The following is a 13,171-nucleotide window of genomic DNA, read 5'->3' as shown; positions in this document are numbered from 1 at the left end:
TTGCGACTCCCTACGTCAGACACTGCCTAGCGACTGCTCGGTTCCACAGAGTCGCCGATCGGCAGCCGAACTATCGAGGACCGGCGAAGCCTCCGCCATGCAAGGTCCACCTGCCCATTGCAGCCCCGGATGGAGAGGCGATCTGCTTCGTGCAAGCTTCGTCGCTACATAGCGGAGGCCGTCTTTTCGCCGATGCCGACGACGAAGGCTGGCCAGGGAGGGACTACCGAGCGTGACTATTGGGTGGGGAATCGAGCTGGCCGTACGCGGGGATCTCCCACTGGCCGCCGACACACGGGCGAGAACGTCTGCTCCCCGCACCCGCGGGGGTGGTCCCGACGCCAGCAATGTCGCCGCGGTCCTTCGCGGCTGCTCCCCGCACCCGCGGGGATGGTCCCCTGGGTCTCAGCACGCTGTGGGGCCGGGTGAACTGCTCCCCGCACCCGCGGGGATGGTCCCGTGCCTCCGTGTTCACCGGCGCGCTCGGCGTCCTGCTCCCCGCACCCGCGGGGATGGTCCCGCCTCCAACCGGCCCTGGCCTGCGGCCTGTTCCTGCTCCCCGCACCCGCGGGGATGGTCCCGGCACGTACACGGTGACCACGGGCGCGGGCGCCTGCTCCCCGCATCCGCGGGGATGGTCCCGGTACCTTGCCCCAGGGCGCGCCCTTCTCGGCGCTGCTCCCCGCACCCGCGGGGATGGTCCAGACGGCCAGGTCCTCCTCGCCCCAGTCGGCACGCGCTTGCGGGCCGAACGCTGCGGTGGCCACACCAGCGAACAGGCCAATAGGGGTGGCCTGATGCTGGGCCCGCAGCAGGTAGCGGATCACGGACGGCGCCGCCCGCCGCACCTGCCACCGGGGAGGACGCTCGGCCGTACACAGGGCCAGGACCTGCGCGGCCAAGACGGGACTGGAGTGGTGCAGTGCCTCGGCAACGTCATGGTTCGCCCAGACGGTACGCAGCCAGGCCGCCCCGGCAGACGGAGCACCAGGCGATCGGTCATCGAGGGCAGGGCACCAAGGCGGCAACGACGGCCGGGCTACGGCGCGCACGAGAGCAGTGGAGGTGGCTCGGAACGCTGCGGGCGGCGGAGCAATCACTGTGAACCTCCGAAGGCGAGGGGCGGGAGCCAGTGCCGCCGTGCCGGGACGCGGCGGCACCAGACCGCAGTGACCTGATGTGCGGTTCAGGCGACGTTGGTGGTGCAGGCGCCGCAGGTGGCCCCGCAGTTGGCGTCGGTCAGGTTGACCAGGCCTGCCAGGTCGGCGATTTCGACCGGAGCGACGTCCAGGTCGAAGCCGTCCGGCATTCCGGTCGCCTGCGGACGCTTTTCGGTATGGCCGCCGGCCGCGCGGCTCCGCCGATAAGGGCGGCGTCGACTCCGCGTGGGATGCGGCGAAGTTCGTGGGACCTGCTGAAGGTTCTCCCGCGGCGGCAGCACGGCAATGAAGACAGTGGAACCCCACCCACGGCACGTGGTGTTAGGGCCGGTCCTGGCCGGCCTCGTCGTCCCCGCCGGTGACCGGGGACAGGTTTTCCTGGGTGCTTGGGTGGGGGTGCGGGCTGAGCGGGGGCAGCAGGTGCTCGCCGGGCCACAGCGGCTGCTCGGTCACCAGGCGGGTGAGGAAGATGTCGATGCGGGCCAGCACCTTGCGGCGGTCGGACGGCCCGTAGACGGTGATCTGGCCGGTCGCGGCGTCGCGGACGGAGACAAGCCGGTGGGGTCCGGTGCACAGCAGGGAGCGTTCGAGAGCGGGCAGGCCCAGGCTGAGGGCGTCGCACGCTCCGTCGCGGACGAGGTGCACGACGTCGGTGATGACGCCTTCCCAGTCACCGACGTGCGGCCACAGGGCGCCGCCGTTGAGTTCGTGGGTGAGGGTGGCGAGCGGGACGATCTCACCGGGCTGGCGCCTGCGGGTGAGGAGGTCGTGGATGCGGGCGCCGTCGGGCTGGCGCACCTGCGGATGAAGCAGTGAGCCCGCGGCCACCACGGTGGTGTTGATCTCCTGGGTTTCGGGGCCGGGGAAGTACGGCTCGTGCGCGAACAGCAGGTAGACGTCCGGGGTGTCGGCGGCATGGCCGGACTCGGGCCGGGGCGGGGGCGGAGTCATGAGGTCAGTTCCCTTCAGGGGTGGTGTGTTGGACGTGCGGCCAGGTGTTGTCTGGCGGAAGCCCACTGGGTACGGGCGCCCTGCGGCCGCCCGGGTTCTGGTGTCTGGTCCGCATCGCGGCACCGTTTTCGGCGGCGGAGCGCTCGATGATCTGTGCGACCTGGTCGGTGAGTTGGAGCATCAGCCGTTCACGGCCGGTGAGGCCGGCAAAGGCCGAGGGGGTGTGGTGGGTCTGGAGCAGGCCGGCGGCGTCCCACAGCAGGTTGTGGCCGACTTCTGCCGAGCGGCGCAGTTCGTAGCGTTCGCTGCCCGCGGCGGCCTGGACGAGCGAGGTGTGCTGGGCGGCGAGGCGCTGCAGGGAGCGGACGGCGCCGTCGCCTTCGACGCGGCGTACGTGCTCGCGGGCCCGGACGTCCAGCCGGCCGGCAGCTGCTCGGCGAGGAGCGGAGCGAGCAGCATCGCCGGCATTGCGACGTCAACGGGTACGCCGTGGCGCAGAGCAACCAGGCCGGCAAGCAGACTGACGAGCGCGACAGCAGCAGGGCGTGCCCGAGGGCACGCCGACTCCGCGGGCGGCCCGGGTGGCAGCGGCGGGCAGCCGCAGGGATCCGGGAACGGTGTGCAGAACGATGCGCTGGGCGGGACGCCTGGTCAGCCAGCGCAGCGCCAAGCGCCGGGGAAGGGTTGCGCCGGGAGTGAGCACTCCGATCTGCTGGGGGCCTCGGGCCGTGTGCCGTCGCCGGGGACGGTCCAGGCGAGGCAGCCCCACGAGGTGCGTTCGTGCACGAGGACCGGCTGGCACGCGGACGGGCAGGCAGGGTCACGGACGTGGCCGGGGCGCAGGGCGTGGTTGCGTTGCCTGTCGCGCCGGCCCGGGGTGCGGGTGGGAAGGGGCGTTGGTGGTGCGCGGCCGGAGCCTGCGGCGGTGTGCGGAGCGTGGATGTCATGAGGTGCTTCCTTCCAGGTGGTCGATGAGCGCGGAGGCGCACGTGGTGCAGCGGCCGTCGCCGTCGGGGTGAGCGCGGCGGGGGGTCGGCCCCGGGCAGGTGCGGCATGGCGGCCAGCCCGCGCAGGCCGGGCACAGGTCCTCGCTGGGGGCGGTTGCGGGCATGCCGCAGCTGGCGCATTCGACGAGGGCCCGGTAGGCCAGGGCCTCGCCCACCGTGCGCGCGGCGGAGGAGGTGGTGGGTGGGCGCGGGGGCGGGTCCTCCCACGCAGGTGTGTCGTGGTGGTCGGCCACGGCGGCGGGTGGTGGGTAGGCCTGGGCGGCGCGGAGCCGGGCGGCGATGATCGCGCCGACGGTGGTGCGGACCGGGCTCGGCAGAGGGCGGCCGGTGATGACGTGCTGTAGCTGCTCGCGCGTCCAGCCGGCGTCGAGCATCGCGGTGACGGTGCGCCCCTGCCCGGCGAGGACCTGGCCGGTCAGCAGCAGCTCGGGGCGCTGTGCGCCGATCGCCAGCAGCAGGCGGACGCCCGGTTCCAGGCCCCCAGGCGCCGGTGCCGGTGCTGGTGCCGTCCGTGGTGCCGGCGGCGCTTCGCCGCGCGGTCGCGTGGCGCGGGGAGGGAGGGGTCTGGTGTTCTGCCGTGTGGTCTTCTTCTGGTTGGTGTTCTTACGGGGCCGGTCAGCCAACGTAGGGTCACCCACGGGTGGAAAACCCGACTCTGGCTGCGACCTGCTGCTTCGCAGAGCGGGCAGGTCGGTGATGACGTACGCGGCCGCGCCGAGGGTTCCGTCCTCGCCGCGCTTGCGTTCCCGCACGAGGAAACCGTGCTTCTCCAGCTCCTTCAGCCCGCTTTTGACGGCTGCCTCACCCTCGCGGCCCCGGCGGGCGACGCCGGTGACGGTCATCCGCCAGCCGGCCCGGTGCGTGCAGAGCAGTCCGAACAGTCCCTTGGCCTTGTAGGACAACTCGGGTTCGCGGAACAGGCCGTTGGCGATCTGGGTGAACTGATCGCCGGCCATCACGCCCCGGCGGATCCCCGCCCCGAAGTCGCCGGCGTGCCCGGGCTGCGGGGCCGCGCTCACCAAGCCGGCTTCGATCAGCGCGATGTCCCAGGTGGCCGGGCGGTCGGTGATGCAGTAGACGATCTCACCCAGGGTGCCGTCCGGCCGGCGCAGGCGCTCACGGATCAGGTAGCCATGCGCCTCCAGCTCCTTCAGCCCGGTGCGCACCGCTTCCCGTCCGTCCGGACCCACGCCGGCAAGGTCGGCGATCGTCACCTGCCAGCCGTCGGCGTGCGTACTGACGTACCCGAAGATCCCCTTGGCTTTGAACGACAACTGGGAGTCACGGAACAGCGCGTTGGCAACCTGGGTGAACTGATCGGCCGCCATCACACCCCGGCGGATCCCCGCCCCGAAGCCGCTCACCGCCGCGCCTCCAGCGCCGGCCGCGCACGGTGGCCACGGCAGCGCCCCCGGCTCACCGGACTGCCGGAGCCGGTGGTGCCGGGCGTGGAAGCGTGCAGGTGTTCCATGCCGCCAGCTCACTCGCCGACCCCGACCAGACAGACGGCCACCAGCCCCGACCAACGGACACGATCCAGCAACACGGCCGTCCAACTGCCGTGGTCGGGCCCATGGCCGGACCCGACCACGCGCCTTCCGGCCGAGGCATGCACGGGGCGCCACCCACACCCGCAAGCCGGCCGGGCGGTTGCGCAAGCGGTCTGTGCAACCGCCCGGAGCCGTGCGCAGTCGGGCCGTGCGCAGGCGTGCGTGTGTTCTATGCCGACGGCTCACACGCCGCCCCTGGCCGGGCATGCGGCCATGAGCCCCGTCCAACGGACACGATCCGGCAACGCAGCCGCCCAACTGCCATGGTCCGGCTCATGGTCGGACCCGACCACGGGTCTCCATCCGAGAGCTGTGCGCAGGGTGTCCGGCCTGATTGCGCAGCGTCGGACGGGTGTTGTTCGCTGAAACTGCGCAACCGGCCGGCGGTCGTGCGCAGTCGGACGGCGCTGAGCGGCTGCGCAATCGGCCGGGTGCTTCCCCGTCTTGTCGTGTGCAGGTTCGGGTGCCGCACTGCGCAGACTCTGCCGAGGCCCATGGCTGCGACCGACTGCGCACTGGTGGAGGAGTGTGGTGGCCGTGCGGTCAGAACGGTCTCCGCTGCGGCCATCGGCGCAGCGGGCTGAGGCGGCCGGGACGCGCCGATGGCCCGCTCGCGGTTGGCCAGTGGCCCGTGGTCGGGCCGACCACAGGCCCGACCATGGCTTTGTGTCCCCATCGTGACCGTGGTCGGGGGTCCGTGGTCGGTGGTCGGGTCGGGGCCCGCGGGTTTCCTCAAGGTCAGAAGCATTCGTTCTGACCTGGGAGTTTGACCATGTCTTCTGGCAAGCAGGCCTCGGATGGCGAGGCCGCTGCTCCGATGGCGGCAGGCGCCCGGCTGGAGGTGATGCGGCGCCGGGTGCGTCTGTCGCGCCTGGCGGTGTGGACCGTCATCGCGGCCGGCCCGATCGCTCTGGGCGTCACCGTCACCTCCCGCCCGGCCACGGTCGAGGCGGCCACCGCGTCCAAGCCCACCGCCGCAGTGCGCACCACGGCGGTGGCCGCCGATCCGGCCGGCTATGCGCAGCTGTTCGTCCACGCGTGGTTGCGCAGCAGCGCGGATGACGCCTTCAGTGCGCAGGCGCGGCTTGCGCAGTCGATGGCCCCGGACGTCGAACTCCCCGACCCGGATACGGATGCGGATGCGCAGTCGGCCCTTGAGTCGGTGACGGCGGTGCGCAGTGCGCAGCGCGCGAACGGCGCGTGGTCGGTGACGGTGGCTGCGCAGGACGCAGACGGGCCGGTGCGGTACTACGCCGTGCCGGTGGCCGCCTACCGGGCGGGAGCCTCGTTCACGGTGACCGGTGCGCCCGCTGTGGTGGCCGGCCTGGCGCGGGCCGAGGTGCCGCAGTCGCCGTACAGCGTGCACGTCCCGGAGGGTGATCTGCCGGCGGCCGTGCGCGAGTTCCTCGCCGCCTACCTGACGGGTGCCGGAGAAGTCGACCGCTACCTCGCCCCCGGTGTGAACCTGCCGCCCCTCTCCCCCGCCCCCTACACGGCGGTGACGGTGCAGCAGGTGTCCGCCGTCGAGGAAGCCGCAGCCGACGGGCAGCGGCCGGCCGACGGCACGACGGTCCGTGTCCTGGCACAGGCGCAAGCCCAGGACAGCGGCGGGCGGTGGCCGCTGGGTTACGAGCTCGCGCTCACGGCCCGCTCGGGCCGCTGGGAAGTCGCCGCGCTTGAGTCCGGGACCGCCCAGGACGGGGGTGCCCGGTGAACACGGTGCACAGCGTGATGCTCGCGGGACAGCTCGATGACCTGGGCGACTCCTGGATCGGCATGTTCGAGGACTGGGGGACCAAAGGCCTCCAGGCCGGCCTGATCATCCTGGTGGTCATCGGCATGATCCAGAAGTTCAGCCTCAAAGCCGGAATCGGCGCCCTGCTCCTGATGATCATCGCGCTGGGGCTGTACGGCTCCCGCGAAGACCTCGCGGACATGTTCGAGGACGAGGTCAACAACCCAGCTAAGGGCGCGCCCGCCGTCCCCGGCCCCGTGCACGGCTCTGACCCCGTCGCACGAGAGCCCTCCACCGGCGTTGGAGGCCGGCTGTGAGCGGCGCAGCGGCCGCGGGCCGCACGGGGCGCTACTACACCGCCGCCCGTCGCCATCCCTGGGTGCTGGGGAAGGTCGCCGACTGGAAAATCCCGCTCGGCCCGTACACACCCGCGCAGATCGCGGTCGCCGTCGGTGGCGGCTTCCTGCTGTTCAAGACGGTCAGCTGGTGGTCGTGGATGGGGCCGGTCCCGGTCGCGGCCTGGCTGCTGGCGATCTGGGCGGTCCGCCGTCCGAAAATCCGCGGCCGAGCCCCGCTGCAAGCGGCGCTGGGCTGGATACTGCTCCTCAGGCAGCCGAAGGGAGGGCGGATCGGCGGGCGTGCCGCCCGCGACCACGCTCCCCACCCACTGACCGGCGGCTTCACCATCGAGGACACACCCGCCCCCGCTCCGGCCGCCGCACCCTCCCCCGCGGTGCGGCCGCGCCCCGGCCGGGGGCCGCACCCGAGCCCGGCCGCCGGCCGCCCGGCCGCGCTCCGCCGCAACGAACCGACCGCTCCGCCCGTACCGGCCGTACCGGCGGGGCCGACGGCACGGGCGATGCCGGTGGGGCCGGTGTCGGGTGTTCAGCAGCTGCTCGCTCTCGCCGGGCAGGGCGGGGGCGTGCGGTGAGAGTTCCGATCCGGCACATCGCCGGGCACCTGGTCTGGTCGACGCACGGCAGCGTGTGGGCGATCTACCGCCTGCACCCCGGGCCGGACGCGCAAGGCAAGCACGAGGAGACCGTTCAAGGCACCTACGTGCCCGCCGCGGTCCGTGACGAACAACTCGCCAAGACCACCCATCTGGTGCGGTCGCTGACCGGGGCGCCGCGGCTGTTCGGGCTGTGTGCACAGGCCGACCCCGCAGAGATCGCCCTCAAGATGATCGAGGGCATCGAGCCGGCCGACACGGCACCAGGTGCAGGCGCGCATCCGTGGGTGGAGAACGTCGAGGCGACCCTGGAGCTGCTGGACGACCAGGAGATGCACCGGCGCACCCTGTGGCTGGCCGTGCCCCTGCAGAGCGGGACAACCAGCCTTCAGGTGTCGGCTTGCCTCGGCGCTGCATGGGCGGAGATGACACCGATGCTCGGCATGCGCCCGGCGCCGGTGACACGGCGAGAGGTGACCGCCTGCCGCGAGCAGGCCTTGCGGGTTCAGGCGGCGCTGGCCGGCGGCATCGCCTTCCGCCCGGCCCGCCCGGCCGAGATCGTGTGGATGATCCAGCACGCCCTGCACCGCGGACTGGCAGAGCCGCTCCTGGCCGAGGCCGAATCCAGCGAGCTGTATGGGGGGCAGCTGCGTGACGGGGTGCTGCGCTCCCCCAGCTACGCCGACCTCGGCCAAGTACGCCTGCAGGAAGGCGGCATCGACCCCGAACTCGACGACGTCGACGAACGGGGAAGCTCCGGGCAGATCACGCGGTCCGGGCGCAACGCGTGGTGGCGGGCAAGCAGCGGCTCGCCGCTCGGGCGGCGCTGGCTGCAGGTCGAGTCCGACGCCGGGGTCGGCTATCAGGCGCAGCTCGCTCTGGCTGAGTGCCCGCCCGCCGTCAGCCAGGACGCCGCCGACCTCTTCGCCCAGCTGGAAGGCCTCGACTTCCCCGTCGACTACACCGTCGACCTCACCCTCGTCCCGGCGGACAAGGCCCGCGACCAGGTGCGGCGCAAGAAGAACGAACTCATCGACCAGGCCGACCAGTACGACGCCCGCCCCACCGGCATGCCCGCCTCCCTCACCGAGGCCGCCCGTGATCTGGGCGAGCTCGACGCCCGCCTGTCGCGCACATCCGTGGAGGTCGAGGTGCAGTCGGTGACCGTGCTGACGGTGTGGGGGCCGACCGCCGCCGTGTGCGACGCCCGGGCCCGCGCCCTGACGGCGCTGCTCGCGGGTGCCGACTACCGTGCGGTGCGCCCGGCCGGCCTGCAAGAGGCCCTGTTCACGCTCGGCCTGCCCGGCACCGTACGGCCGGGTGTGGTGCGGGAGTTCACCCAGCACCAGATCTCCGAGGACTGGGCGCTCGGCGGGGCCTTCACCACCTCCGAGGTCGGCGACCCGAACGGCATGTTCCTCGGCATCGACCTGGACAGCGGCACCACCCGCCCCGTCATGATCAACGTGGCGGATGCGCCCAAGGTCGACGCGTCCGCCTCGATGGGCATCGTCGGGGACCTCGGCGCAGGCAAGTCCGTCCTGCAGAAGCTGATCGCTGAGGCGGTGTGGGCGCGCGGCGGGTGCGCCATCTGCATCGACCGCACCCCCGTCCGCGAGTGGGCGACGTTCGCCCGCACCGCGGCCAAGGGCCGCGTCCAGGTCATCGACGCTGCCCAGGCCGAAGTCTCCATCGACCCCTTAAGGATGTTCCACGGGCCTGAGGGACGCCACTACGCCCTGTCCTACCTCACGCTGCAGCTCGGGATCGGCCCGATGAGCACCCACGGGGAGGTCCTGCACCACGCCGTGGAGCAGGCCGCCGCCGGCGGCACCCCGTCCATGCACCGCGTGCTGCAGGTCCTTGAGGAGACGGCCGCGAGCGAGGCGGGCACACGGCAGGATGCGGCCGCCACCCTCGCCGGTCTCGTCCGCGTGGTCGCCACCAACTCCCTGGCGCGGATGGTGTTCGACCCCACGCTGGCGCCGGTGCACCTGGACGCCTCCAGCACCTCCGACATGATCGTGATCACGACGGCGGGTCTGAAGCTGCCGCCGAAGGCCGCGTTCGACAACCCCCAAGTCCTGCACCAGCAGCCGCTGGAGGCCCTGATCGGGCGTGCGGTGCTGTACCTGATCGCCGCGCTCGCCCGGCAGACCGCGTTCGAGGACCCCGAACGGTTCACCGCCGTTGTGGCGGACGAGCTGTACTGGCTGACGTCGTCGGCTGAGGGCACCGCGCTGGTCCACGAAATCCTCCACGACGGCCGCAAACACGGTGCCGGACTCATCGCCGGATCCCACGACGCCACCGAACTGGGCCCCGACCGCGGCCTGATGGCCTACCGCGCACTCGCCCGCACCGCCGACCGAGAGCGTGCCCGCCGCGGACTGGAGTTCATCGGCCTCGACCCCAACGACGGCGACCTGCTGCGGCTGGTGACCACCGGCCTGTCCCCCGTCGGCCAGAGGGGCCGCGAAGGCGAGTTCCTGCTGACCTGCCCGCGGCAGAACACCGGCCGCATCAAGGTCACCATCCCCCGCATCGAGCGCATCACCACGTCCATCACCACCACACCAGGCCGCCGCGCGAGCACTGCCGCGCCGCCCGCAGGCCAGCCCTCCGCCGGTGAGGCCGTGGAAACCTTCCCCAAGGACGCCTTCCAATGACCGCCACACCCTGCACCCGCTCACGGTGCCGTGCCTCGGCCGGGGCCATGCGTGCCGTCACCCTGCTGGCTGCCGCAGCCGGCGGACGCGCCCTGGCCGGGGTGTTCATGGCGGCCGGCGAGGCCTGTGTTCGAGGACGCCGGGCAGGGTGGACGCACACAGGCCAGGCCGTCACCGCAGACGCCCCACCCGCGGGGCAGGACGGGTGTGTGCCTCTCGCGGGTCCCGCCGAGAATGGCTGCGAGCACGGCACCACGACCAGAGCCTGTGCCTCCCGCAGAGCGCCGGGCAGAGCCGGTACCGCGTGGCTGCCGGTGCCGGCGGGAGCCGGCACGGCTGCCCTCGCGACGCGGCGGCTGCGCAACGCTGCTGGGCAAGGGCGGCGCTGACATGGTCCGTCCAGACCGCGCGACCTTTCGTTCGGCCGGCGTTGTGGTGCTGCTCGCCGGGGTGTTCGTGATGGTGAACAGCCAGGTCGTGTACGCGGCCGGCAGCAGCGGCGAGAGCGGTGACCTCCTCGCCCCGCTGAACATCACCTCCTCCGAAGGCGTGCCGGTCAACGGCTACGAACTCGGCGCCGAGGGCGGCTTGATCGTCAGCTTCAAAACCCAGTCGCTGGCCTTCGCCCTGTCCGGCCTGTTCACCCTGATCCGGCTGCTGGTCGGGCTGGCAGGCTGGGCCATCGAGGTCGCCTTCCGGTTCCCGCTGCTGACCCTGCTCACCGACCCGGCACAAAAGGTGGCGGACGCCTATCAGCGGGTCGTCGTCGACGCGCTCGGCCTCAAAGGGCTGCTGCTGGCCTGGGCGTTCATCTTCGCGGGATTCATGATCGTGCGCGGGCGGGTCGGCCGCGGCCTGGGCGAGATCTTCCTGACGCTGACCATCGCCGCGTTCGCCGCCTCGGTGTTCGTGCGCCCCGACTACCTCCTCGCCCGGGACGGCGTACTCGGGCAGGCCCAGCAGGTCGGTGCGGAAGTCGCCCAGCAGACGGTCACCTCCTACGACTGGGGCGGCGAACTCGCCTCCCTGGGGCCGTGTTCCGGCCTCGCCGGCACCGCCGAGATCCGCTGCCTCGAACGGGAAGCCCAACAGCCCGTGTCCGCAACCGAGGTGGCCCGCCCCTTGCAGGACTCGGTGACCAACGCGCTGGTCGTGAAGCCGTACATGCTGCTGCAGTACGGCCGCATCCTCGACCCGGCCAAGCCTACCGACCGCAAGGCCTATGCCGTACACCTGAAGTGGGTCACCGGCGGCTACGACGCCTCCACACCGGCGAAGGACCGCAAGGAGGCCTGCAGCCTCGTCTACGGTCCGGCCAAGGAGTACTGCGAGAAGGGCAGCAGCGGCGGTGCCGGGGACGGCGAACTGCCCTCTCTGACTCCCGGGGGCGAACTGCTGGACGCGGCCAGCCCGGTGGTCAGCGAGGAGGACCAGGAGTTCGCCGCTTTCCTCGCCGACCTGAACAAGGCCGGGGACGTCGGCAAGGCTAGTGCCGCCTACGCCGAGCAGCCCACCTGGTGGCGGGTCGGCGGCGCCGCACTGCTGCTGATCGCCGCCCTGTTCATCTGCGGCATGCTGCTGTCCAGCGCCATCGTCCTGCTCGGCACCCAAGCCGTGTGCGCCGGCGCGGCGGCTGCCGGAGGCATCGCCTTCATCGCCGGCATGCTCCCGGGCCCTGCCCGCCAGTCGGTGTGGAAGTGGCTGTCGCTGTGGGGCATCGCCCTCCTCGCCATCGTCGGGATCTGCGCGTTCGTGCCGTTCTTCGGGATCGCCGTCGACGCCACCATCGCCGAAGGCCCCGACCTGATGGTGGAACGGATCCTGCTGATCGACGTCCTCGCCATCGCCGGCGCTGCCGGCCACCGCAGACTCCTGACCGGCATCGCCTCCTTCGGGCGGCGCATGGCCCTGCGGATGCGCTACGCCAAGATCGGCGGCACCCACCTGCCCGGCGACACCTCCGAACTCGGCGCCGCACTCGCCATGAACTCCCCCACCGCGCTGGGCGGATACGGCGGCGGCCTGCGCGCCTTCACCGCAAGCGGTGGCGGCAGGTTCGGGATGCTGGGCACCCGCCAGCGGCTGATGGGTGCGCTCGCCTCCCTGACCGACGGCGCGGGCATGCCCGTGGACACCGGACGGGTCCTGGCCGATGCCACGACCGAGGCAGGGCGCGGGCTCGCCCCGCTCACCGCGGCCGCCGCCGTGGGCGGGCTGGGCGCACGGCTCGCGGCGAAGGGCGGACACTGGCTGCTGATCGGACGTCGGCCGGACCAGGAACAGCTGGCCAAATGGCGCAAGCCCACCGCCGACGACGCCCCGGACGCGGGCGGCCCGTCCGGCGGACCAGGAGGCGGGCCGGGCAGTGGAGGGCCCCGTCGTCCCGGCGGTCCGCCCGACCGGTACCGCAACGAACAGGGCCAGGTCGTCGACCGCAGCTCCGGCCAGGTGCTGCACGACCAGAACACCGACCGCACCCTGCTGTCCACCCGCGCCCACAACCGGCTGGTCCGCTTCCGCGGCTACCGCATCCTCAACCGGGGCGGCAGGACCGTGTACGGGGCGACGGCCGGGCTGCCGGCGAACGTCCGCAGAGCCCGGGCCGGGGGCTCGCGCTACTCCCAGGACGCCCGCCAGCAGGTGCGGGTCTGGGGCAACACACTCCGCGAGGACAGCCGGGCCTGGGGCGATACGGGGCGTCACGTGACCGGTGTCCTGCGGGAGCACACAGACGACAGCGGCGGGCCCGCACCGCTCGCCCGCCGCCTACCGGCTGCAGACACACCGCCACCGTTTTCGCGCCCGGCAACGCCTGCACGTCCCGCACCATCCCTCAGCCCCACGGGCCGCAGTCCTGCCCCCGCGCGGCCCGCTGATGCACAGGGCAGTCCCGCGGCCACTGCGCCTTTCCCACCGCTCCCGCGCCGGGACGGCCCCCCACCGCAGCCCCGGCCCGATCACGGCGGGCCCGTTCTCCCCGGCGGCACCAGACCCCGCAACCAGGCACGTGAGCAAGCACGGGCCCGGATGCAGGAGCTGATGCGCCGCACCGGACCCGAGGCCGAACGCCTGCGCCAGGAACGGGCACGGCGGCAACGCGACGAGGACGGTGACGACGAGTGAAGCCGCCGGGACGCCGTATCCGGC

General features: G+C 72.6%; 7 protein-coding genes, 2 pseudogenes and 1 CRISPR repeat array. Of the genes and pseudogenes, 5 read left to right on the top strand and 4 right to left on the bottom strand.

The genetic code is table 11. The annotated features are described in order from the left end of the window. Positions 1-308 precede the first annotated feature (308 nt). Positions 309-704: direct repeats of the CRISPR family, unit length 29 nt; unit sequence CTGCTCCCCGCACCCGCGGGGATGGTCCC. A gap of 15 nt (positions 705-719) precedes the next feature. The 4 genes and pseudogenes from AC068Z_RS40010 to AC068Z_RS39995 all read right to left on the bottom strand — a co-directional run. Further along, positions 720-1,052 (bottom strand): annotated as a pseudogene (locus AC068Z_RS40010) (lantibiotic dehydratase); the annotation flags it as partial. Between the two features lie 134 nt (positions 1,053-1,186). Next, positions 1,187-1,336, bottom strand: a pseudogene (gene fxlA, locus AC068Z_RS40005) (FxLD family lanthipeptide); the annotation flags it as partial. A 145-nt stretch (positions 1,337-1,481) separates the two neighbouring features. Then, positions 1,482-2,111: a hypothetical protein gene (locus AC068Z_RS40000; RefSeq protein ID WP_478567899.1), complete on the bottom strand. Its 630-nt coding sequence runs from the start codon at positions 2,109-2,111 to the stop codon at positions 1,482-1,484. A gap of 943 nt (positions 2,112-3,054) precedes the next feature. Then, positions 3,055-4,482 carry a hypothetical protein gene (locus AC068Z_RS39995; RefSeq protein ID WP_478567897.1) on the bottom strand — a complete coding sequence of 476 codons (1,428 nt, stop codon included), beginning with the start codon at positions 4,480-4,482 and terminating at the stop codon, positions 3,055-3,057. A 958-nt stretch (positions 4,483-5,440) separates the two neighbouring features. Between AC068Z_RS39995 and AC068Z_RS39990 the strand changes: the two genes are divergently transcribed. The 5 genes from AC068Z_RS39990 (at position 5,441) to AC068Z_RS39970 (ending at position 13,147) form a co-directional block, all read left to right on the top strand. Continuing rightward, on the top strand, positions 5,441-6,382 hold the full coding sequence (locus tag AC068Z_RS39990) for a conjugal transfer protein (RefSeq protein WP_478567895.1): 942 nt from the start codon (positions 5,441-5,443) through the stop codon (positions 6,380-6,382). Further along, on the top strand, positions 6,379-6,720 hold the full coding sequence (locus tag AC068Z_RS39985) for a hypothetical protein (RefSeq protein WP_478567892.1): 342 nt from the start codon (positions 6,379-6,381) through the stop codon (positions 6,718-6,720). Before AC068Z_RS39990 ends, AC068Z_RS39985 begins: the two co-directional genes overlap by 4 nt. Continuing rightward, a complete protein-coding gene (locus AC068Z_RS39980) occupies positions 6,717-7,334 on the top strand; it encodes a hypothetical protein (protein WP_478567890.1) in 618 nt (205 codons plus the stop codon). Before AC068Z_RS39985 ends, AC068Z_RS39980 begins: the two co-directional genes overlap by 4 nt. Then, positions 7,331-10,024: an ATP-binding protein gene (locus AC068Z_RS39975; RefSeq protein WP_478567887.1), complete on the top strand. Its 2,694-nt coding sequence runs from the start codon at positions 7,331-7,333 to the stop codon at positions 10,022-10,024. Before AC068Z_RS39980 ends, AC068Z_RS39975 begins: the two co-directional genes overlap by 4 nt. 390 nt (positions 10,025-10,414) lie before the next feature. Then, complete coding sequence (locus AC068Z_RS39970) at positions 10,415-13,147, top strand: hypothetical protein (RefSeq protein WP_478567884.1); 2,733 nt, start codon at positions 10,415-10,417, stop codon at positions 13,145-13,147. Positions 13,148-13,171 lie beyond the last annotated feature (24 nt).

The sequence above is a fragment of the Streptomyces sp. NPDC043726 genome (genome assembly GCF_056436565.1).
This window is presented reverse-complemented; position numbering and strand designations above follow the sequence as displayed.